The following is a 19,897-nucleotide window of genomic DNA, read 5'->3' on the forward strand; positions in this document are numbered from 1 at the left end:
GCCGCACGCAGTCCACCGTCCAACTTTGAGGAAGAGAGCACCACGACAGCCATGGCTGACGCCAGCAACATCGCAGGAAGCACCACCCCCGGCTCCACCACCGCGGGTTCGATCGAGGTCGGGACGGCCGGCGCCGGCGCGCAGCTGGCCGGTCCCGGCACCGGCCGGGCCGCCGTCCGGCAGCCGATCGACGCCCGGGTCGCGGTCAAGCCGTCGTACGACGTCGCCGACTTCCCGGTGCCGACCGGCCGCGAGGAGGACTGGCGGTTCACCCCGCTGCACCGCCTGGCCGGCCTGCACGACGGCACCGCCGCCGCGGCCGCGACCGGCGAGGACAAGGTCGAGCTGAGCCTGCCGGACGGGGTCACCGCCGAGACGGTCGGCCGCGACGACGAGCGCCTCGGCCGGGCCGGCAAGCCGGTCGACCGGGTCGCCGCCCAGGCCTACAGCGCCTTCGAGCAGGCCCTGGTGGTGACCGTGCCCAAGGAGACCGTGCTCACCGAGCCGGTCCGGATCGACGTGCAGGCCGCCGGCGGCACCCGCTTCGCGCACGTGGTGATCGACGTCAAGCCGTTCGCCGAGGCCGTCGTGGTGCTCAACCACACCGGCTCCGGTACCCGGGCCGCCAACGTCGAGCTGCTGGTCGGCGACGGCGCCAAGCTCACCTTCGTCTCGGTGCAGGACTGGGAGCGGGACGCGGTGCACGTCGCCCAGCAGACCGCGCTGGTCGGCCGGGACGCCTCCTTCAAGTCCGTGGTGGTCACCTTCGGCGGCGACCTGGTCCGGATCCACCCGCGGGTCACCTACGCGGCCACCGGTGGCGAGGCCGAGCTGTTCGGCCTCTACTTCGCGGACGCCGGCCAGCACCTGGAGCACCGCCTGCAGATCGACCACGACACCCCGCACTGCCGGTCCAACGTGGTCTACAAGGGCGCGCTGCAGGGCAGCGAGGCGCACGCGGTCTGGGTCGGCGACGTGCTGATCCGCGCCGCCGCCGAGGGCACCGACACCTACGAGCACAACCGCAACCTGGTGCTCACCGACGGTGCCCGGGTCGACTCGATCCCCAACCTGGAGATCGAGACCGGCGAGATCGTCGGCGCCGGCCACGCCTCGGCGACCGGCCGCTTCGACGACGAGCAGCTCTTCTACCTGCAGGCCCGTGGCATCCCGGAGGAGGAGGCCCGCCGCCTGGTGGTCCGCGGCTTCTTCGCCGAGCTGGTCCAGCAGATCGGCGTGGCCGAGATCCACGACCAGCTGATGGAGAAGATCGAGGCCGAGCTGGAAGCGAACGTCGCATGAGCTACGTCCGCGCGTGTGCGATGAGCGACTTGGCGGAGGACACCCCCAAGCGCGTGGAGCTGAACGGCGTCCCGGTGTCGATCGTCCTCACCGAGGGTGAGGTGTTCGCGATCCACGACATCTGCTCGCACGCCAACGTCTCGCTCTCCGAGGGCGAGGTCGAGGACTGCCGGATCGAGTGCTGGCTGCACGGGTCCACCTTCGACCTGCGCACCGGCAAGCCGTCCGGGCTGCCCGCCACCAGGCCGGTTCCCGTTTACCCCGTAAAGATCGAAGGGGACGAAGTGCTCGTCTCCGTCACCCAGGAGTCCTGAGCCCCATGGCAACGCTTGAAATCCGTGACCTGCACGTCTCCGTCGAAGCCGAGGGCGGCCCCCGCGAGATCCTGCGCGGCGTCGACCTGACCGTGAAGCAGGGCGAGACCCACGCCATCATGGGCCCCAACGGCTCGGGCAAGTCCACCCTGGCGTACTCGCTGGCCGGCCACCCCAAGTACACCGTCACCAAGGGTGAGGTGCTGCTGGACGGCGAGGACGTGCTCGCGATGTCGGTCGACGAGCGGGCCCGGGCCGGTGTCTTCCTGGCGATGCAGTACCCGGTCGAGGTCCCCGGCGTCTCGGTCTCCAACTTCCTGCGCACCGCGGCCACCGCGGTCCGGGGCGAGGCCCCCAAGCTGCGCACCTGGGTGAAGGAGGTCAAGGAGGCCATGGCGGCGCTCCAGATGGACCCGGCCTTCGCCGAGCGCAACGTCAACGAGGGCTTCTCCGGCGGTGAGAAGAAGCGGCACGAGATCCTCCAGCTGGAGCTGCTCAAGCCGAAGATCGCGATCCTCGACGAGACCGACTCCGGCCTGGACGTCGACGCGCTGCGGATCGTCTCCGAGGGCATCAACCGGGTCCGTTCGACCGGCGAGGTCGGCACCCTGCTGGTCACCCACTACACCCGCATCCTGCGGTACATCAAGCCCGACCACGTTCACGTCTTCGCGGCCGGCCGGATCGTCGAGTCCGGCGGTGCCGAGCTGGCCGACAAGCTGGAGAACGAGGGCTACGAGGCATATGTGAAGGGCGGCGCTTCCGAGTGACAATCCATCCTGGCTCGGCGCACACGGTGTCGGCCGGCCTGCTCAGCGCGGCCCAGGAGTTCGGCGACGCGATTCGCAAGGACTTCCCGGTGCTGCAGCGGGTGCTGCACGACGGCAAGCCGCTGGTCTACCTGGACAACGCGGCGACCTCGCAGAAGCCCCGGCAGGTGCTGGACGCGCTCAACGCGTACTACGAGCAGCACAACGCCAACGTGCACCGTGGCGTGCACGTGCTGGCCGAGGAGGCCACGGCGCTGTACGAGGGCGCCCGGGACAAGGTCGCGGCGTTCGTCAACGCGCCGAGCCGGGACGAGGTGATCTTCACCAAGAACGCCTCGGAGTCTCTCAACCTCGTTGCCAACATGCTGGGCTGGGCGGACGAGCCGTACCGGGTGGACGCCGACTCGGAGATCGTGATCACCGAGATGGAGCACCACTCCAACATCGTGCCGTGGCAGCTGCTGGCGCAGCGGACCGGCGCGAAGCTGAAGTGGTTCGGGCTCACCGACGAGGGCCGGCTCGACCTCTCCGACATCGAGCAGCTGATCACCGAGAAGACCAAGGTCGTCTCGTTCACGCTGGTCTCCAACCTGATGGGCACCGTCAACCCGGTCGAGGAGATCGTCCGGCGGGCCCAGGACGTCGGCGCGCTGGTGCTGATCGACGCCTCGCAGGCCGCCCCGCACATGGTGCTGGACGTGCAGGCGCTGGGCGCCGACTTCGTCGCCTTCACCGGGCACAAGATGCTCGGCCCGACCGGCATCGGCGTGCTCTGGGGCCGTCAGGAGCTGCTGGAGGACCTCCCGCCGTTCCTGGGCGGCGGCGAGATGATCGAGACCGTCACCATGGGCTCGTCCACCTACGCCCCGGCGCCGCACAAGTTCGAGGCCGGCACGCCGCCGATCGCCCAGGCGGTCGGGCTCGGCGCGGCGATCGACTACCTCAGCGCGGTCGGCATGGACAAGGTCGCGGCGCACGAGCACGTGATCACCGAGTACGCCATCGGGCGCCTCCAGGAGATCCCGGACCTGCGGATCATCGGCCCGCGTACGGCGGTGGACCGCGGCGCGGCGATCTCGTTCGTGCTCGGCGACATCCACCCGCACGACGTCGGCCAGGTCCTGGACGAGCAGGGCATCGCGGTCCGGGTCGGCCACCACTGCGCGCGGCCGGTCTGCCTGCGGTACGGAATTCCGGCGACCACCCGGGCGTCGTTCTACCTGTACTCGACGCCGGCCGAGGTGGACCAGCTCATCGACGGCCTGCACCACGTCCGCAACTTCTTCGGCTGAAGGGTGACGGTGACATGAAGCTCGACTCCATGTACCAGGAGATCATCCTGGACCACTACCGCAACCCGCACGGCAAGGGGCTGCGGGACGGTGACGCCGAAGTGCACCACGTCAACCCGACCTGTGGTGACGAGATCACCCTGCGGGTGCGGCTGGACGGCCCGGTGGTCGCGGACATCAGCTACGAGTCGCAGGGCTGCTCGATCAGCCAGGCCAGCGCCTCGGTGCTGAACGACCTGGTGGTCGGCAAGACGGTCGGCGACGCGCGGGCCGTCCAGGAGGCGTTCCTGGAGCTGATGCAGAGCAAGGGCCAGAGCGACGGTGACGAGGACCTGCTGGAGGACGCGGTCGCCTTCGCCGGCGTCTCCAAGTACCCCGCCCGGGTCAAGTGCGCCCTGCTGAGCTGGATGGCCTGGAAGGACGCCACCGCCAAGGCGCTCGCCCAGCAGCCCGCCGTCACCGAGTGACCACTCTCGAAGTCTCGAAGTTGAAGAGGAACATTCCATGAGCGAGACCGACCCCGGCACCCCCGCCGCGGCCACGGAGGCCGAGGGTCCCGTCGGCATCGTCGGCACCACCGCCGGTACGGTGTCCGTCGAGGACCTGACCGAGGCCCTGATGGACGTCGTCGACCCCGAGCTGGGCATCGACGTCGTCAACCTGGGCCTGATCTACGGCATCCACATCGACGAGGCCGACGTGGCCACCATCGACATGACGCTCACCTCGGCGGCCTGCCCGCTGACCGACGTCATCGAGGACCAGGCCAAGACCGCCACCGACGGCCTGGTCAAGGACCTCCGGATCAACTGGGTCTGGATGCCCCCGTGGGGCCCGGACAAGATCACCGACGACGGTCGCGAGCAGCTGCGGGCGCTGGGCTTCAACGTCTGAGCGCGGTGTTCCGACGGAAGCGGGTGCCCCGAACGGCGTCAGCCGGTCGGGACACCCGCTTCTGTGCTGCCCGGGGGCGATGGCCGGCGCGCCGTGGTCAGGAGGGTGCCCGCCCGGAGAGTCCGTCCAGCCGCGCGGCCCGTGCTTCGAGGGCCTCGGCGATGTCGTCCCAGGCGGGGCCCAAGTTGTAGAGGTCGGCGTCCGCTTCCTGCAGCAGCTGCGGGTCGTCGGGGTGCTGTAGGCAGGCGAGCCGGTGTGGCAGGAGCGGAATCCGCCAGGAGCGTTGGACACCGCGTTGGTCAGGCAGCCGGGCGCAAGCTCGGATGGTGTCCCACCGAGTGGTGTAGCCGATCAAGGCGGCAAAAGCGCAGTTCAGGACCGGAATCCCGGCTTCGGGAACGCAGTCTGGGCTGACAAGGCGTCAGCCTGTGGGCTTCAGTCCGAGGGCGCCGTCCGGTCTCCCGGCAGCTGCGCACCTGTGAAGCTTTGAGGCAAGATCGGCTACACCACTCGGCGGGACACGACCGTGCGCTCCTCGACGCATTGGGTGTACCTGGCCGGTAGCCCGAGAGCCTGGATGAGTTCGAGGATCAGGCCCACTTCTGGTGGGGTGAGCGGTTCCTCCTCATCAGAGAGGAAGTCGCAGAGGACGCCTAGTCCCAGCTCGGCCTCGTCCGCCTCCACATAGGTGAGGTAATCCTGCACCGCATGCGCGGGAACGTGCGTGGCGAGTGTGGTGGCCAGCTTACGCAGTTTGTTCTCAACCAGCATCAACAGGCTCCTGGGTCAGGGAAGCCACTGACGATACCGCGGCGGGCCGGTTCCAGCGCGACGCGGATGCAGATGCCGTTTCGCACACCGTAGACCTTGGACGTGTCGAGGTTCCTCCTTCTCGTCAGGTCGGACCCACCGGGGCCGCCACCCTCGCGGCGGCCAGTGGGATCCGTGGCGATGTCGGAGATGGATTCCATTGTGTCGCCTGCGGGCCACGACTGGGGGAAGACCGTCTCGGTCGGGTTTCCCGGGAACATGTGGCCATCGCTGCAACCGTTTTCGGTCCTCGGGCGGTCAGGCGCTCACCTGTGCCAGCGCTTTGAAACCGTCCGCTGCCCACCAGTGCGAAAGGCCCCGGACCGATCTCGGGTTCCGGCGTCCGGGGCCTCCATGTGCTGGGCGGGCGAGTCGTCAGCTCACTCGCCCTCATCCTCCTCGTCGTCGGTGTCGTAGTACACCGCAAGGCTGTCGATCAGTGATTCGATGAGGTGGCCGATCGCGTTCGGGCGGTCGTCCTCAAGGCCGATCTTCATCAGGAGCGTCATGAGGGCGGAGGCCAGGTCCCATGCCTCGTCGGCTGTGGGGGGGGAATGTCGGGAGAGAGAGCCACCTTGGCGCGAGTGGCAGCCTGCCTGAGCAGGTCGAGCGCCGCCGGGGGGCCGGTGAACCACTGGAGCGGGCGAGCTTCGCCCGAGGGAACTGTCATGTGTCCGGTGCCTTGCTTCGTCGTCTGCCGTGTTTCGTCTCCTGCGGCACATGAGAGGCAGGGACGGGCCGGCCGGAAACCGGTCGGGCCGTCCCCGCACGCAGCGCTTCGGCGGGCACTTGGCGGTCGCGGTCGAGCGTGGCGCTTCCACGTGTGCCCTGCCGGCCCTCGACTCGCCGCGTCGTAGGGCTGTCCCGGCTCGCCGGCCCAGCGCGCCGCCATGCTTGGCGATCTTGTTCAGTACGTATCCAGTTGCTACGTCCATGAACGCCCGCTTGTAATGGCCGTGGTAGACGCGGAGCTTGCGCTCGCTGCCCTCGTTGAAGGTCTGGTAACCGATCGGCTCGGGGAGGAGACGAGGAGGGTGCCTGTCCGGGGAACTTCGTCCGGGCAGGCACCCTCAGGGTGGATCAGCTGGTCAGCTGCGCATTACTGGTCGGCGGGTCGGTCCTCGCCCTCCAGCTCCGTGGCCCGCGCTTCGAGGGCTTCGGCGAACTCGTCCCAGTCGGGGCCGAAGTTGTAGAGGTCGACGCCCGCCTCCCGCAGCAGCGCCGGGTCGTCGGGACGCTGCAGGCAGGCCAGCCGATAGCACAGGTTGCGAGCCCACGGGGGCAGCGCCATCCAGTCATCGGCTATCACCGTGTGCAGCATCGCCAAGAGCTCGTCGGCGTCCGCGAACGTGACGTGTTCGATGAAGTACCGCTCGGCGAGCCTGATGGCCTCCTGGTCACCGGCGGAGATCGCCTCGATCATCTCTCTGGCCAGAACGATAGATGTAGACATGGTTCATCCTTACTTGTTGTGCCAGTAGGTTCCCACGCGGACCTCACCGTCGCGTGCCGTGTAGCCGACGCGGTATCCCACCTTGTAGCCCCGGACCTCCACCTCGTGCGTGAGTTCCTTCTCGCCGCGGTCCAGAGCCGGAAGCACCCCACCCTTGCCCCGGAAGGCGTGGACGTGGTTCACGATGGCCTGCTCGATCTCGTCGGGGGTCAGGTTCGTGTCGCGTTGCAGGAAATTCTCCTGCGGAGTTTTCGGCTTGTGTGCCCGGTAGAAGCCGTGACCGGTGTTGAAGTTCCACCGTTCACCGTCCGGCGTGGCGGCCGAACGCCGCAGGTCGATGCCGCTCTTGCCGTTATCCCGGTACGGGCCGAGTGGATGGTGCGGCTCGGCCGGCGTGCTCCGGCGGCCGTTGCGGGTGGCTCCCTTCATGAGCGCGCCGACCCGGCCGGTGGCCGCTGTCCGTGCCCGGGTGCTGGCCGACCTCAGCCGGCTGCCCAGCCTTCGGGCGGCTCCCGGTACGTGCTTGGCCACCTTGCCGAGCACGTAGGCGGTGGCGACGTCCTTGAACGCCTGCTTGTAGTGGCCGTGGTAGAGCTCGTTGCCCGTGCGGTAGGCGTAGATGCCGGTGTTGATCGCGCGGGCGCCGCGGCCGATCGCTCCGGCCACCCGGGCGCCCTTGGAGGCCACCGAGGCGGCCCGCAGGGCGATCGCGCCCTCGCCGACTGCCGGGATGTACGAGGCGACCGCGAGTGCCGCCTGTGCGCAGCTGCCCCAGCCCGGGTGGGTGGCGCAGTTGACGACGTCGGCGGCGCCGGAGACCTGGTAGACGAAGTTCGCCCCGGTCTTCAGCGCGCCCACCGGGTTGTGGACGACGCTCGACGCGGTGTGCTCGACGAAGCGTCCGGCCTTCTTCGCCCAGCCCGGGATGCCCCAGTGGCCGTCCGGGTCGGTGAAGGCCAGCGGGTCGCCGTCGCCGTAGGCGTAGCGGTCCTGCGCGATGCTCGGGTTGGGGTCCGACCACCACGGGTCCATGCCCTCGACCGCGTAGCGGTCCGGCAGGTCCGAGACGGCGTGGTCGGGGCTGTAGCTGTCCCGGGAGACGAAGTTGCTGGTCGACGGGTCGTACCAGCGGGACAGCATGTCGACCTTGCCGGTGGTCGGATCCGTGAAGTCCGACTGGAAACCGAGCGAGTGCCGGGTGCCCGAGGTGGCGATGGTGTTGCCGATCGGGTCGTACGCCGCGGAGTCGGTCAGCGTGCCGGCGCCGGCGGCGAAGTCACCGACCAGATCGTCGTGTTGGTCGGTGAGGGCGACGGCGTTGACGCCGCCCCCGGTGATCCCGGTGATCACGCCGTTGGGGTCCCGGGAGTAGCTGACGGTGCCGTCGGACGCGACCTCGTCGCCGGTGCCGGAGTAGGCCAGCGTGGTGGTGGGGCCGCCGGTCGTACCGGTGGTGAGCAGACGGTCCAGGGAGTCGTAGTCGTAGTTCTGGTTGCCGTCGGCGCGCATCCGGTCGAAGGCGTCGAACTGCATCGCCTCGGTGGTCGTCGACCCGTTCGGCGTCTTGCCCGACATGGTGCCGCGCGCGGTGTAGGTGTACGCGGCCTTGCCGTCCGAGAGGAGGCGGTTGCGGGCGTCGTAGGTCAGCGTCTGGGCGCCGATCTGCGTGCGGTTGCCGGAGGCGTCGTAGGCGTACGGGACGGTGGTGCTCCCGTTGTTCCACGAGGTGAGGCGCCCGGCCTGGTCGTAGGTGTAGGTGTTGGTGGCGGCTCCGGCGAATCCGGTGGTGGTCTTGCTGGTCAGTTGGTCGTCGAGGTTGTAGCCGTAGGCGATCGAGGCGACCGTGGCCCCGGACGCGGTGGTGACGCTGTCGGTGGTGAGCCGGTGCAGCGGGTCGTAGCCGAAGGTCCGGGTGTCGTTGCCGGTCCCGTAACCGATGCTGACGACCTGGGCGTCCTTGTCGTAACCGACCGCGGTGGTCGCCCCCGCGGCGGCGTCGGCCATGGTGGCCAGGCGTCCGGCCTGGTCGTAGGTGTAGGCGGAGGTGCCGGAGGCGTCGGTGCGGGTGGTCATCCGCCCGTCGCCGTCGTAGGCGAAGGAGGAGTTGCCCGAGGGGCCGCTCGCCGACAGCAGCTGACCGCGGTCGTTGTAGGTGAACTGGTCGTCCGTGGTGACCGCGCCGGTGGAGGTGATCCGACCCATCAGGTCGTAGCCGAAGGCGTGGTCGCGGGTTGCCGCCTCAGCGCCGTAGCCGGTCTCCTTGGTGAGGCGTCCGAGCTGGTCGTAGGTGCGGGTGCGGGTGACGCCGCCGGGCTCCGCGAGGCTGACGGCCTGTCCGGCCGCGTCGTAGCTCGTGGTGTAGGTGCGGTCGGCCGCGTTCGGGTAGGCCGTGGTGGCCGGTTCGACCTGGGACTCGGGCAGGTTCCAACTGTTGTAGGTGGTAAGGAAGTTGTTGCCGCGGCCGTCGGTGTAACGGGTGCGGTTGCCGACCGCGTCGTAGCCGAAGGAGGTGGTGATGGTCGAGCCGGGCGCGGTGGTCTCGGTCTCGGTCAGCGGGTGGTGGTCGGAGTCGTAGGTGTAGGTGGTGGTGGCACCCAGGGCCGAGGTCGCCGACGTGACGTTGCCCGCCGGGTCGTAGGCCAGGCTGTGGGTGCGCAGGACCTTGCCGGTGTTGTCCAGGTCGTTGACCGCGGTGATCCGGCCGGCCGGGTCGTAGACGGTGCTCTGACCGGTGCCGGACGGGTCGGTGGTCTTCACGTCGCGCCCGAGGGCGTCGTAGGCGAAGCCGGTGGTGTTGCCGTAGGCGTCGGTCTGGCTGGTCTTCTCGTGGTCGAGGTCGTAGCCGTAGCCGGTGACCACCCCGGTCGGGGAGGTCTCCGAGACCAGGTCGTCGGTCGCGTTGTACGCCAGCGCGGTGGTGTACGCGGCGGCCACCGGGGAGCGCTCCAGCTGGGTCTCCGTCACCTTGCGACCGAGGAAGTCGTAGGTGGCCTGCTGGACCGCGCCGGTCGGGTCGGTCTGCGAGAGCTGCTCGCCCACGGCGTCGTAGCCGTAGTGCCACACGCCGCCGGTGGTCGCGCCGCCCACGGCCGGGTCGGTCTTGGTGACGTCGCGGCCGAGCTGGTCGTAGACCGAGCTGGTGGTGTTGCCCAACTGGTCGGTGTGGGATATCAGTTGGTCGAGTTTGTCGTAGCTGTCGCTGGTCGTGGCGGTGATCGGGGTGGTGCTGCCCGGCGCCGTGTAGTTCGGCTCGATCGTGCCGGTCACCTTGCCCACCGCGTCGTAGCTGGCGTAGGTGGTGTTGCCGTTCTCGTCGGAGTGCGAGGTCTGGTCGCCGAAGGTGTCGTAACCGAAGGTCTCGAACGGCGTGGCCGTGACGGCGGTGCCGCCCACCGCCTCGACCGGACGGGACGGCTCGGTGACGTAGGCCTGGCGGCCGGCGCTGTCGTACTGGTAGTCGGTCTCGTTCCCGGCGGGGTCCTTCTCCGCGGTGGTGAGGCCGCGCTGGTCGCGGGTCCAGGTGGTGACCAGGTTGTTCGCGCCGTTGTGCACGGTCTCGGTGAGCTCGCGGCCCATCGGGTCGTAGGTGTAGTCGGTCTGGGCGGTGAGCGCGCCGGTCGAGTCGGTCCGCACCACGGAGGTCTCGTGGTCGTCCGCGTCGTAGCTGGTCGCCGTCGTGCGCCAGATCGGCTGGTTGTTGGTGTCCAGGCCGACTTTGGTCGCCTCGTTGGTGACCCGGTGGGCGGCGTCGACCGTGTAGTTGGTGAGCGTCTCGCCGTCGGTGAGGTCGCTGACCCGGTCGTCGGCGCCGTCGTAGGTGAAGGCGTGCAGCTGGAGGGTGTGGGTGCCGTCGGTGCGCTGCTCGGTCTTGGTCGCGTTGTCGTCGTAGTAGGTGTAGGAGTTGGTTCGGCCCATCGCGTCGGTGTCCGAGGCGAGGCGCCCCGCCGGGTCGTACGCCTTGGAGTCCAGCACCAGGTCGACGGCCGGGGAGGGCGCGGTCGGATCGCCGGTCCAGCCCTTGAGCGTGCTGGTCAGCAGCTCGCCGCGGGGGGAGTAGGCGTAGGCGATGGTGGTGCCGTTGGCGTCGGTCTTGGAGGACCGGTTGCCGTAGGCGTCGTAGCCGTAGGACTCGCTGTGCCCGTCCGCGTCGGTCTCGGTGGCCAGCTGGCCGAGCGCGTTGTACGCGTACGTCTCGGTCCGGGAGGGGTCCTTGCCGGTCAGGTCGGACTTGACCTCGGTGAGCAGGTTCTCGTCCGGGTCGTAGGTGTACGCGGTCTGCTCGGTGTGCACCACGCCGGTGACCCGGTCGGTGGTGGCCGGCTCGGTCTCGGTGAGGAACTTGCCGTCACCGTCGTAGGTCACCGAGGTGGTCAGGCCGTTCGGGGCGCTGACCGCGTCGTAGACGGTGTGGCTGGTCATCCGGCCCAGCTGGTCGTAGCTGTACTTGGTGACCAGGCCGGCCGGGTCGGTGACCTGCGCGAGGTCGCCGTTGTGGAAGTAGCCGTAGGTCGCCTTCGCACCGCCCGCGGTGGTCTTGCTCGCGAGCAGGCCGGGCGGGACGGTGCCGGAGTCGACGGCCGCCTCGGTGCCCGTGGTGTAGGTGGTGGTGGCCACCCGACCGGTGCCGTTGGTGTACGGCGGCGTGGTCGTGGCGATCACCCGCCCCGCGGCGTCCAGGTCGTTGTGCGTCCAGTAGGTGTTGTCGCTCGCCGAGGCGGACCGGCCGTCCCGGGTGTCGGTCACCGCGTCGTTGCGGGGATCGACCGGGTTCGCGGTGTTCAGGTAGTAACTGTGGTAGCTGGTCGAGCAGATCTGGTGCGCGCGGTCCTGGCAGGTGGTCTCGCTGACCACGTTGCCGCGGGCGTCGTGCCCCTCGATCCTGGTGTTGCCGTTCGGGTCGGTGACGGTGGCCTGGAAGCCGCCGGTGTCGTACCCGTAGGTCGTGGTCGCCCCCAGCGCGTCGGTGGACGAGATCATCCGCCCGCCGTTGTTCGGGTCGTAGGCCGAGGAGACGGTCTTCCCGCTCGGGTCGGTCACGGTCGCGGTGGTCAGCGGCGCCAGCTTGCCCGAGGCGTACGCCTGGAAGTGGTTGGCCACGTCGGTGGCGGTCAACTGGTGGTTGTAGAAGGCGAACTCGCTGATCGCGCCCTTGAAGTGACCGGCGTGGTCGCTCGGCTGGTCGGGCCAGCCGCCGGCGATCAGGCCGGCGCCGAGGTAGACGTTGGTCATCCCCCATCCGGTCTGGCTGACCGTGCCGGTCTTCGAGCCGACCTGGGTGCCGTCCAGGTAGAGCGCCTGGCCGGCGCCGGTCGCGTCGGTGGAGAGCACGACGTGGTGCCACCTGCCGTCCGCCACCGAGCTCGGGGAGCTCATCGCGTTGCCGCTGCCGTCCCAGAACTCGCCCTGCAGCTTGCCGTCACCGCCCACGTAGAGCGCGGGGGTGTAGGAGTACTGCGGACCGTTCGGGTCGGTGACCAGCTGTGCCTGGTAGGAGAAGAGCACACCGCCGGGGGTCGTGGTGTTGAACCACAGCTCCAGCGCGGACGGGCCGCTGTTCGGCACCAGGCCGCTCGGCAGCGCCGTCCACGAGGACGCGCCGTCGAACGAGGCGGCGGTGATGTCGCTCGCCGCGTACGGGCCCGGGGTGCCCAGCGTCACCTTGTTGTAGTTGCCGTACGCGGTGCCCAGCTGGTTGGCCGCGTCCGCTCCCGCGGAGTCGGCCAGCCGCCAGTAGCCCTGCGGCGCCGAGCCCATCACGGCCGACCGGTAGACACCGGAGGAGCCGGTCACCGTCGGCGTGTTGAGCTTCCAGGTCCCGCCGTTGGCGTCCGTGGTCTGGGTGACCCGGTCCGCCGCGGTGTCGTACGAGATCTGGGCGTGCACCGCGCCGGACGGCTCGGTGACCTTGGTCAGCAGCGCGTTCGCGGCGGTGCGGCCGGTCTGGTTGTGCGCGGCCGCGGTCGCCCCGCCCACCGGGTGGTTGTAGAACGCGACGTCGGAGATCTGACCGTTGAAGTACCGGTCGCCGGAGCCCTGACCCGCGCCGAGCCAGTCGGCGCTGGAGAAGCCGGCGCCGACGTAGGTGATCGGCTGGGCGGAGTTGGCGATGGTGCCGGCCAACGTGCCGACCTGACCGCCGTCCAGGTACAGCGTCTGCGTGTTGCCGGCGCCGGAGAGCAGCACGTGGTGCCAGTTGCCGTCGTTGACCGGGTTCGCCGAGGTGATCGGCGTGGCCGCACCCTGCCAGAACTCACCGCGCAGCTTGCCGTCCGTGCCCAGGTACAGGGCCGGGGTCCAGCTGGTCGCGGGGGTGCCGAGCGTGGTGTTCTGGTAGGAGAGCAGCGGGCCGCCCGCGGTGGTCGTCCTGAACCAGAGCTCGACGGCCAGGTTCGAGCTGGACGACAGCAGGTTGTCCGGCAGCCGGACCGAGGAGTTGGTGCCGTTGAAGGAGGCCGCGGTGGCCGGCGAGCCGGCGATCGGGCCGCCCTGGCCGAGCGTCACGTTGCCGTACGTGGCGTTGTCGTTGCCCTCGTTGAGCGTGACGCTGCTCGCGGCGGTGGTGCCGGCGGCCTCGTTGAGCCGCCAGTAGGACTGCGGTCCGGCGTCCAGCACCGCGGTCCTGTAGTGCGAGCCGCTGGTGTAGGCGTACGTGGTGCAGGCCGTGCCGGAGGTCGGCGGGCAGACCGAGGTCAGCTGGTCACCGGTGTAGGTGTACAGGTAGGTCAGGTCGGTGTTCTGGTCGGTGCCGGACACCGGGTCGGTGAAGACCCGCGAGACGTGCGGGAAGCTCGCGCCGGCCGGCGTGGACCAGTTGAAGTGCAGCGCGCGGCCGCTGGTCGCGCTGGTGACGCTGCTGAGCAGGCCGTTGCCGTCGTAGGAGAAGGTGTTGGCCCGGCCGTCGGAGTCCTTGACCTGGCCGAGTTGGAAGGCGGCGGGGTTCGCGGCCGTGACCGTGAAGGTGTAGGCGGTGCCGCCCTTCTCGGTCAGCGTGAACGCGGTGACCGCGTTGTTAGCGCCGGTCTGCGCGGTCAGCGTGGCGTAGGTGCCCAGTGGCGGCGCGTAGGAGGCACACGGCGGACCGGTGCTCGGCGTGGTGCTCGGGTTGCAGCCGAACCGGATCTGCCGGCCGTCCACGTCGGTGATCACGACGTTGCTCGAGCCATCGTCGTCGATCACCGCCCGCATGTCCAGCGGGGAGATCCAGCCGGCACCGAACATGCCGTTGCCGCGCGGGTCGAGGCTGTTGTACGTGCGGTGCACGTCCAGCGCCGGGCCCGCGGTGGCCACGGTGGAGTCGGCGGCCTCGGTGGTGAAGTTGCCGCTCTGCGGGTCGAATCCGCGCCCGGCCGGGTTCTCGGTCAGGTGCGAGGTGATCGGTGGCTGGCCGACCTGGGTGGTGAAGAAGCCCTGCACGAACGGGCCCGCGGTGGCGTTGCCGTCGGATATCCAGACCTGCCAGAAGTAGCTCTGGCCCCAGGCGAGTTTGCCGGTCGGGACCTGCCAGTTGGTGGCGCTGGTGAAGCCGCCGGAGTCGAAGCAGTTCACCGGCGCGGCCTGGGTGCCGCCGCAGACGCCGAACTTGTAGGTCAGCCCGGTGCCCGGCCAGTTGTCCGGGTCGTGGCCGGTGGCGAACAGCGTCGGGGTCAGCGTGGGCTCGGTCGCGTTGTTCGGCGGGTACGAGGTGTCGACCTGCGGCGGGATGTTGTTGATGGTGTACGACCAGCAGGCGTTGTGCCCGCCGACGTCGCTGAACGCGTAGAAGCCGCGCTTCTCCATCTCCCAGCAGAGCGTGTAGGTGCCGGGCGGCAGCGCGGGGCTGATCGCCTCCAGCTTCACCGACTGGTTCGGGCCGACGGTGTTCGGCAACGAGACGCTCGAACCCCAGCCGACCAGCGAGCCGTCGGCGCGGTAGGTGCGCGAGCCGAGCGCGTAGGAGCCGTTGCCGGTGCCGGACGCCCAGGTGTTGGACGAGGTGTTGGTGACCGTGACGGCGATCTGGCCCTGCTGGATGTGCGAGGGCGCGAAGTCCCAGCTGGACGCGAAGTTGAAGCTCGCGTCGTCCGGGGCGTACGTGACGTCCAGGAACGGGGGGTTCGAGCCGGAGGCGGTCGAGTTGAAGCGCTTCCAGTGGTAGACGTCGTTCGCCGAACCGTACAGCAGGAAGCCGTTGTTGGCGCCGCCGTGGGTCCAGGACGTCACCTGGCCGAGGCCGGTGGAGTTCAGCGGGATGCGCTCCCACTGCGAACCGCCGCAGCCGGTACCGGTGCCGCCGGTGAACGACGCCGAGCCGGACTGGGCGGCCGGGTAGCCGACACCGGGCCAGTTCTGCGAGGTGCCCAGGTTCCAGCCGCTGGTGATGGCCTTGACGTCCACCTCGGCGGCCGTGGCGCAGTAGCCGGACCAGGTGGTGTACAGGTTGACCCCGCCGCCGATCACCGAGGCGTTCGCGATCGAGGTCTGCACCGGGAAGCGGACGAAGGAGGCCGAGGCGTGCGAGCCGTCGTAGTCGCCGACCTTGAGGTCCGAGTTGCTGGAGCTGCTCGCGATGTTGGTCTGGCCGTTGACCAGGTTCTTCTCGAAGAACGCGGTGGTGTCGGCCGTGGTGTTCGCCGAGGACGGGTCGACCTTGACCGGGAACACCCGGGCCGGGTCGTGCAGCCAGGCCGAGTCGACGCTGACCTGGAGCGCCTTGCCGCCGTGGTCGTCGACGATCGCGTAGTGCACGCCGTCCGAGAACGCGCCCTCGCCCGAACGCGGGTCGATGTTCGCGTCCGTCATGGTGCCGGCGGGGACGGTCACCTTGACGGCGCCGGAGGCGTCCACGAAGACCGCGTCGCCGTTGGCGGCGATCTTCGGGGTCAGGCCGGGAGCGGTGATCGGGAAGGTCCAGACCGTGGGCGCGTCCGTGCCGTGCAGGACGATGGTCTCCTTGAAGCCCTCGTCCACGGTCTTCAGGTCCAGGTCCGCGCCCGGGCGGGCGCCGGGGAAGACGACCTCGTTGCCGGCTACCTGGCCGGTGGCCGCGGTGGCGTCGTCCAGGCCGAAGGAGACGCGGTCGGTGCCGTCGCCGCTGATCGACATCAGCTGTGGGTCGTTCGCGGTGGTGGCGAGCTCGACGTCCTGGGAGTCGGCCTTCTTGGTCAGCTTGGGGCTGCCGGTGCGGTCGCCGGGAGCGGGGCTCACGTCGCTGGCCGGGCGCGCGGCCAGGGCGAACGCGTGTGGTGCGGCGGCCTGGGTGGGGCGCGGGGTGGGGGTGGCGACCGGCTTGGTGGACGGGACCAGCGTCGGGTCGATGTCCGACCAGGTGCCGTCCGGGTTGGGGTACGAGACCCGGCCGGCGTAGGTCCGCACGGTCTGGGTGCCGTCCGGGTTGTTGAAGACCTTCTCGTGGTCGTCGCGCTTGCCGGTGTCCTCGACGCTCTTGCCGGCGTCGAAGCCGGTGAGCCCGGACTTGCCGGGCTCACTGCCGGGCGCGGTCCGCACGTTGCCCGAGCGGTCCACCAGGAACGGGTCGGCGACCCGGTCCTTCGGCGTGAACGGCGCGAGCTGGCCGGGAGCGGTGCCCGGGCCGTGACCCGGCAACGGACCGGTGCCGGTGCCGCGGGTGGTGTCGGCGGAGACCAGGTGCGACTTGCCGGCCGCCGAGCCGGACTGCTGCTGGGGCGTGGACACCTTCGTGGTGTCCACCCGCTTGCCCGCCGCCACAGCCTTGGCGGTCGGCTGCGGTATCGCCTCGGCGGCGCCGGCCGCCAGCGTGAAGCCGACCGTGAGCGTGGTCAATGACGCTGTCCAGCGCAGTAGTTGTCGTCGCCTGCGGGCGACTGGGGGCGTCCCGAAAGGTGGGCGCACTATCCCTCCTGCTGAGTAAAGATCAGATAAGAGCCGGAGAGTTCTACCAGCGCGCCTGTTGGCCGGTCCACTGTGTGAGCGGATACGAACCGCACCTGCGGCGCCAGGGCTGTGGGGTTTCTTAAATATGACTGGAAGTCAGAAGATGTTTTTCTCAGAGGATTTTGAGATAAGTTGAGTTGGTGTGGATTTCGGGGAGGAGTTGTGGAGTTCCTCGTGCTCTAGGCTCTGCTTGGCCCACGGGGACGTGACCGTGGGCAGCCAGAGCGAGTGCGAGGGAGCGGCAGCGGTGTCATCAACGGTTTCGGTGGCGGCGGTCATGGTGCGAAGGACGGTCCGGACCGGGGGCGCACTGCTCGGTGCTGCCGTCGCCGCCGGGCTGCTCGGCGGCTGTACGACGCACCGTGCCGCCCCGGCGCCGACGCCGGCGCCCACCCAGCCCTTCGTCGCCTTCAATGCCTGCCTGGTCACCGGCCCGGCCGGCCTCGCGCCGGACGCGGTCGGCGCCCAGGCCTGGTCCGGCACCCAGGCGGCGGCCGGGCCGATGCACGCCCGGGCGAGCTACGTCACCGCGGCGCCGGCGAGCCTGCCCGGCACGCTGGGTGGCCTGCTGCTCAAGCGCTGCACGCTGGTCGTCGCAGCGGGGGACCAGTCGGCGGGCGATCAGTTCGACTCGGTGGTGGCCGGCTTCGCGCAGGCGCACCCCGAGCAGCGCTTCCTGCTGGTGGGGGCGGAAGGCGCCGCGGGCGCGGGGGCGAACGTGCGGATGGTGGCGGCGGGCGACGGGCTCGCGGACCGGGTGCGGCAGGCGGTGGCACAGAGCGCCGCGGGCTGACGGATCGGGGCGCGGCGCCTGCCTGATCGGGCCCCGGCTTCGCCTTTCGCTGTCGGGGCCGTGCGGCCTGGCATGGGGCGGTTCGCCGGACATGTCGGTGGCCACCGCAAGACTCTCGGAGTTGGATCGGAACTCCGGGAGGGTGCGGTGGCCACTGCCGTCAGTGTGTCCCCGAGCCGTGAGGCGGGGCGTGTGGCGTGTCGGAGGCTGTCAGTTCTCGGCGCGGAACTCCCCGGCGCGAACGCCGGCCACGAACGCCTGCCAGGAGGCGGCGGGGAAGACCAGGGTCGGGCCGTCCGGGTCCTTCGAGTCGCGGACGGGGATGACGCCGGGGATGCCATCGGCGACCTCGATGCAGTCGCTCTGGGCACCCGAGAACGAGGACTTGCGCCAGGTGAGCCGGGCACTGGAGGCGGACGGCAGTGAGGTGCTCGCCATGATCTAGATCATTCCCTTCGCGATGCGCTCGATCAGCGCGATGGATTCCGTGCGGGGCAGCGATTCCGCCAGAGCTCGGCGGAACAGGTGGGCGTACTTGAACACCTCGGCCGGCTCCTCGATGTAGAGCGTGCTGAGCAGGCTGTCCACGTATGCCACGTCGGTTTCGGTTGTCTCCGGGAAGCTGAGAATGGCCACCGGGCCGAACAGCGCGGCATGGACGTCCGAACTCTCCGGAAGAACCTGGATGTTGATGTTCGGATTCCCGGCTACCGTGACGAGGAAGTCGAGCTGCTCGCGCATGACCGCCCTGCCGCCGATCTCGTGCTTGAGAACGGACTCCGACAGCACGACCCACATGCGCAGCGGAATGTCTCGCGCGAGTACCGACCGGCGCTCCTGGCGGACCTTCGTGAGCGTCTCGACTTGTTCCGGGGTCGCATCCTCTATCTGTGCCCGGACCACCGCCCGGGTGTAGTCCTCTGTCTGCAAGAGACCAGGTACCAGAAGGGTTTGGATGCTGTACATGTCCGACGCATCGGCTTCCAGTGCGATGTAGTCGGCGTAGAGCGGCGTCAGCGTGTCCGAGTAGCGGTCCCACCAGCCACGGAGTCGGCCTTCACGTGAGAGCCCCTCCAGGTCGGCTCTCACGGCGGGATCGCGGACCTCATACAGGTCGAGCAGCAATCGGAGATCAACCAGCCGGACGCCCGACTGAGCCGCCTCGATCCGACTGATCTTGCTCTCCGCGCACGCCAGTTGATGTGCCGCCTGGGCAAGAGTCAGCCGCTTGGCCGTCCGCAGCTCCTTGAGCGTTCGGGCGAGCCGCCGCTGACGGACGGTCGGGTTCCTGTTCACGGGCACGTCGGACCTCCCCTCTGCTGTGGCTCGTAAGTCTGCCTCCCTCGGGCGACGCCAACAATCTTTAGCGGTTCTCGACGGTGCGTGATCATGTCGGCTGTCGACTGCCGGGCATTCCTTTGCCCGCCTCCGTCGCTGTCGCGCAGTCGGCAGCGCCCTGGATGCATCTCCCGCCACGTCCGGAAGGTGGCCTTGTCATGCCCGAAATGCTGAACCGACCGCCGGAGTTGGCGGCCAAGGACGAGTGCTGGTTGCCGCGTAGCGTCAGATCCCCTACGCTCGCACGGCAGTTGCTGACGAACCTGCTGGCGCGGGTCAAGGGCGGCGAGCGGTTCGCGGACGCCGGGCTGATCGTCCTCTCGGAACTGACCGCCAACGCGGTCACGCACGGCAGTCCGCGGGGGTACCTGATCCGGGTGCGCCTGGCCGTGGACCCGGACCGGTTGCGGATCGAGGTGCACGACGCCGGCAGCGCTCTCCCCGAGATGCGCGAGGTGCGCGCGGACGAGGAGACCGGGCGCGGTTTGCTGCTGGTCAACTCGCTTTCCCATAGCTGGGGTTGGCGTTCACGTGGCGACCAGGGCATCGGCAAGGTGGTGTGGTCGGTGGTCCCACCGGGCCGCCGGAGCGAGCGGAACGGCGAACGGTGAGCGGTGAGGACACGGTGGTCGGCCCGGTGACGGTGGAGCTGACCGGGATCACCCACCCCGCGACGTTCGCGCGGGTGCCGGACGCGCTGGCGGCACTCTGGGAGTCGGTGCGCGTCCTGCCGCTCGGCAGCCTTCAGCTCAACTGGTTCCGGGAGATGCTGGTGGGGGAGGACGCGGTGCCCCGCACGGAGGAGACGCTGCGGAGCGGCCGGAGCCTGGAGCTGCCGTTCACGCTCGCGGACCGCTCGCACGTGATGATGATGCGGTCCGCCGGGTGCGAGGGGCTGGTGTGACGCGACGCCCGTGAGGTCCGGCGGGGACCGTCACGTCACCGCCGCGTGGAACACTCCTTCGAGGGAATGTTCCATGCGGCGGTGCTGTACCTGCCTACGCTGGGCGAAGCTGGGTCCACGGCTCTGGAGGGAGTGC

17 protein-coding genes are annotated in these 19,897 nt (G+C 69.6%); 9 read left to right on the plus strand and 8 right to left on the minus strand.

From position 1 onward, the window contains the following. Positions 1-51: 51 nt before the first annotated feature. From sufD to ACZ38L_RS00490, 6 genes are read left to right on the plus strand one after another with little or no spacing between them, the layout of a single operon-like run. Complete coding sequence (gene sufD, locus ACZ38L_RS00465; RefSeq protein WP_465687759.1) at positions 52-1,302, plus strand: Fe-S cluster assembly protein SufD; 1,251 nt, start codon at positions 52-54, stop codon at positions 1,300-1,302. Then, complete coding sequence (locus tag ACZ38L_RS00470) at positions 1,299-1,616, plus strand: non-heme iron oxygenase ferredoxin subunit (protein WP_396560139.1); 318 nt, start codon at positions 1,299-1,301, stop codon at positions 1,614-1,616. Before sufD ends, ACZ38L_RS00470 begins: the two co-directional genes overlap by 4 nt. 5 nt (positions 1,617-1,621) lie before the next feature. Further along, complete coding sequence (gene sufC, locus ACZ38L_RS00475) at positions 1,622-2,386, plus strand: Fe-S cluster assembly ATPase SufC (RefSeq protein WP_396560141.1); 765 nt, start codon at positions 1,622-1,624, stop codon at positions 2,384-2,386. A 38-nt stretch (positions 2,387-2,424) separates the two neighbouring features. Then, complete coding sequence (locus ACZ38L_RS00480; RefSeq protein ID WP_465688015.1) at positions 2,425-3,678, plus strand: cysteine desulfurase; 1,254 nt, start codon at positions 2,425-2,427, stop codon at positions 3,676-3,678. Between the two features lie 14 nt (positions 3,679-3,692). After that, on the plus strand, positions 3,693-4,145 hold the full coding sequence (gene sufU / locus ACZ38L_RS00485) for a Fe-S cluster assembly sulfur transfer protein SufU (protein ID WP_465687762.1): 453 nt from the start codon (positions 3,693-3,695) through the stop codon (positions 4,143-4,145). Positions 4,146-4,182: 37 nt separating this feature from the next. Then, positions 4,183-4,572 (plus strand): metal-sulfur cluster assembly factor, encoded by a 390-nt coding sequence (locus tag ACZ38L_RS00490; protein WP_465687764.1) that lies wholly within the window; start codon positions 4,183-4,185, stop codon positions 4,570-4,572. A gap of 97 nt (positions 4,573-4,669) precedes the next feature. On the opposite strand, the gene ACZ38L_RS00495 is transcribed toward ACZ38L_RS00490, so the two are convergent. The 6 genes from ACZ38L_RS00495 to ACZ38L_RS00520 form a co-directional block, all read right to left on the minus strand. Further along, positions 4,670-4,927 (minus strand): hypothetical protein, encoded by a 258-nt coding sequence (locus tag ACZ38L_RS00495; protein WP_465687766.1) that lies wholly within the window; start codon positions 4,925-4,927, stop codon positions 4,670-4,672. Between the two features lie 146 nt (positions 4,928-5,073). Beyond that, positions 5,074-5,343, minus strand: coding sequence for a MafI family immunity protein (locus tag ACZ38L_RS00500; protein ID WP_465687768.1), 270 nt, complete (start codon positions 5,341-5,343; stop codon positions 5,074-5,076). After that, positions 5,343-5,603 carry a hypothetical protein gene (locus ACZ38L_RS00505; protein ID WP_465687770.1) on the minus strand — a complete coding sequence of 87 codons (261 nt, stop codon included), beginning with the start codon at positions 5,601-5,603 and terminating at the stop codon, positions 5,343-5,345. The genes ACZ38L_RS00500 and ACZ38L_RS00505 overlap by 1 nt, the downstream gene beginning before the upstream one ends. 159 nt (positions 5,604-5,762) lie before the next feature. After that, on the minus strand, positions 5,763-5,891 hold the full coding sequence (locus tag ACZ38L_RS00510) for a hypothetical protein (RefSeq protein WP_465687772.1): 129 nt from the start codon (positions 5,889-5,891) through the stop codon (positions 5,763-5,765). Positions 5,892-6,481: 590 nt separating this feature from the next. Continuing rightward, positions 6,482-6,835 carry a hypothetical protein gene (locus ACZ38L_RS00515; protein ID WP_465687774.1) on the minus strand — a complete coding sequence of 118 codons (354 nt, stop codon included), beginning with the start codon at positions 6,833-6,835 and terminating at the stop codon, positions 6,482-6,484. A gap of 9 nt (positions 6,836-6,844) precedes the next feature. Further along, positions 6,845-16,615, minus strand: coding sequence for a LamG-like jellyroll fold domain-containing protein (locus ACZ38L_RS00520; RefSeq protein WP_465687776.1), 9,771 nt, complete (start codon positions 16,613-16,615; stop codon positions 6,845-6,847). A 358-nt stretch (positions 16,616-16,973) separates the two neighbouring features. Between ACZ38L_RS00520 and ACZ38L_RS00525 the strand changes: the two genes are divergently transcribed. Continuing rightward, a complete protein-coding gene (locus ACZ38L_RS00525; RefSeq protein ID WP_465687778.1) occupies positions 16,974-17,519 on the plus strand; it encodes a hypothetical protein in 546 nt (181 codons plus the stop codon). Positions 17,520-17,729: 210 nt separating this feature from the next. On the opposite strand, the gene ACZ38L_RS00530 is transcribed toward ACZ38L_RS00525, so the two are convergent. After that, entirely contained in the window at positions 17,730-17,957 is a 228-nt protein-coding gene (locus ACZ38L_RS00530) for a DUF397 domain-containing protein (RefSeq protein WP_465687780.1), read from the minus strand. A 3-nt stretch (positions 17,958-17,960) separates the two neighbouring features. Further along, positions 17,961-18,821, minus strand: a complete 861-nt coding sequence (locus tag ACZ38L_RS00535; RefSeq protein ID WP_465687782.1) for a helix-turn-helix domain-containing protein — start codon at positions 18,819-18,821, stop codon at positions 17,961-17,963. A gap of 194 nt (positions 18,822-19,015) precedes the next feature. On the opposite strand from ACZ38L_RS00535, the gene ACZ38L_RS00540 reads away from it, so the two are divergent. Both ACZ38L_RS00540 and ACZ38L_RS00545 read left to right on the plus strand, forming a co-directional pair. Continuing rightward, positions 19,016-19,468, plus strand: coding sequence for an ATP-binding protein (locus ACZ38L_RS00540; RefSeq protein WP_465687784.1), 453 nt, complete (start codon positions 19,016-19,018; stop codon positions 19,466-19,468). Continuing rightward, positions 19,465-19,761 carry a hypothetical protein gene (locus tag ACZ38L_RS00545; RefSeq protein WP_465687786.1) on the plus strand — a complete coding sequence of 99 codons (297 nt, stop codon included), beginning with the start codon at positions 19,465-19,467 and terminating at the stop codon, positions 19,759-19,761. Before ACZ38L_RS00540 ends, ACZ38L_RS00545 begins: the two co-directional genes overlap by 4 nt. Positions 19,762-19,897: the final 136 nt, after the last annotated feature.

This window comes from Kitasatospora sp. NPDC024654, from assembly GCF_055559155.1.

Excerpts from the sequence above, each read along its gene's own strand:
- sufD (WP_465687759.1), top strand. The coding sequence starts at position 52 with ATGGCTGACGCCAGCAACATCGCAGGAAGCACCACCCCCGGCTCCACC.
- ACZ38L_RS00470 (WP_396560139.1), top strand. The coding sequence starts at position 1,299 with ATGAGCTACGTCCGCGCGTGTGCGATGAGCGACTTGGCGGAGGACACC.
- sufC (WP_396560141.1), top strand. The coding sequence starts at position 1,622 with ATGGCAACGCTTGAAATCCGTGACCTGCACGTCTCCGTCGAAGCCGAG.
- sufU (WP_465687762.1), top strand. The coding sequence starts at position 3,693 with ATGAAGCTCGACTCCATGTACCAGGAGATCATCCTGGACCACTACCGC.
- ACZ38L_RS00490 (WP_465687764.1), top strand. The coding sequence starts at position 4,183 with ATGAGCGAGACCGACCCCGGCACCCCCGCCGCGGCCACGGAGGCCGAG.
- ACZ38L_RS00500 (WP_465687768.1), bottom strand. The coding sequence starts at position 5,343 with ATGCTGGTTGAGAACAAACTGCGTAAGCTGGCCACCACACTCGCCACG.
- ACZ38L_RS00505 (WP_465687770.1), bottom strand. The coding sequence starts at position 5,603 with ATGTTCCCGGGAAACCCGACCGAGACGGTCTTCCCCCAGTCGTGGCCC.
- ACZ38L_RS00510 (WP_465687772.1), bottom strand. The coding sequence starts at position 5,891 with ATGACGCTCCTGATGAAGATCGGCCTTGAGGACGACCGCCCGAACGCG.
- ACZ38L_RS00515 (WP_465687774.1), bottom strand. The coding sequence starts at position 6,835 with ATGTCTACATCTATCGTTCTGGCCAGAGAGATGATCGAGGCGATCTCC.
- ACZ38L_RS00530 (WP_465687780.1), bottom strand. The coding sequence starts at position 17,957 with ATGGCGAGCACCTCACTGCCGTCCGCCTCCAGTGCCCGGCTCACCTGG.
- ACZ38L_RS00540 (WP_465687784.1), top strand. The coding sequence starts at position 19,016 with ATGCCCGAAATGCTGAACCGACCGCCGGAGTTGGCGGCCAAGGACGAG.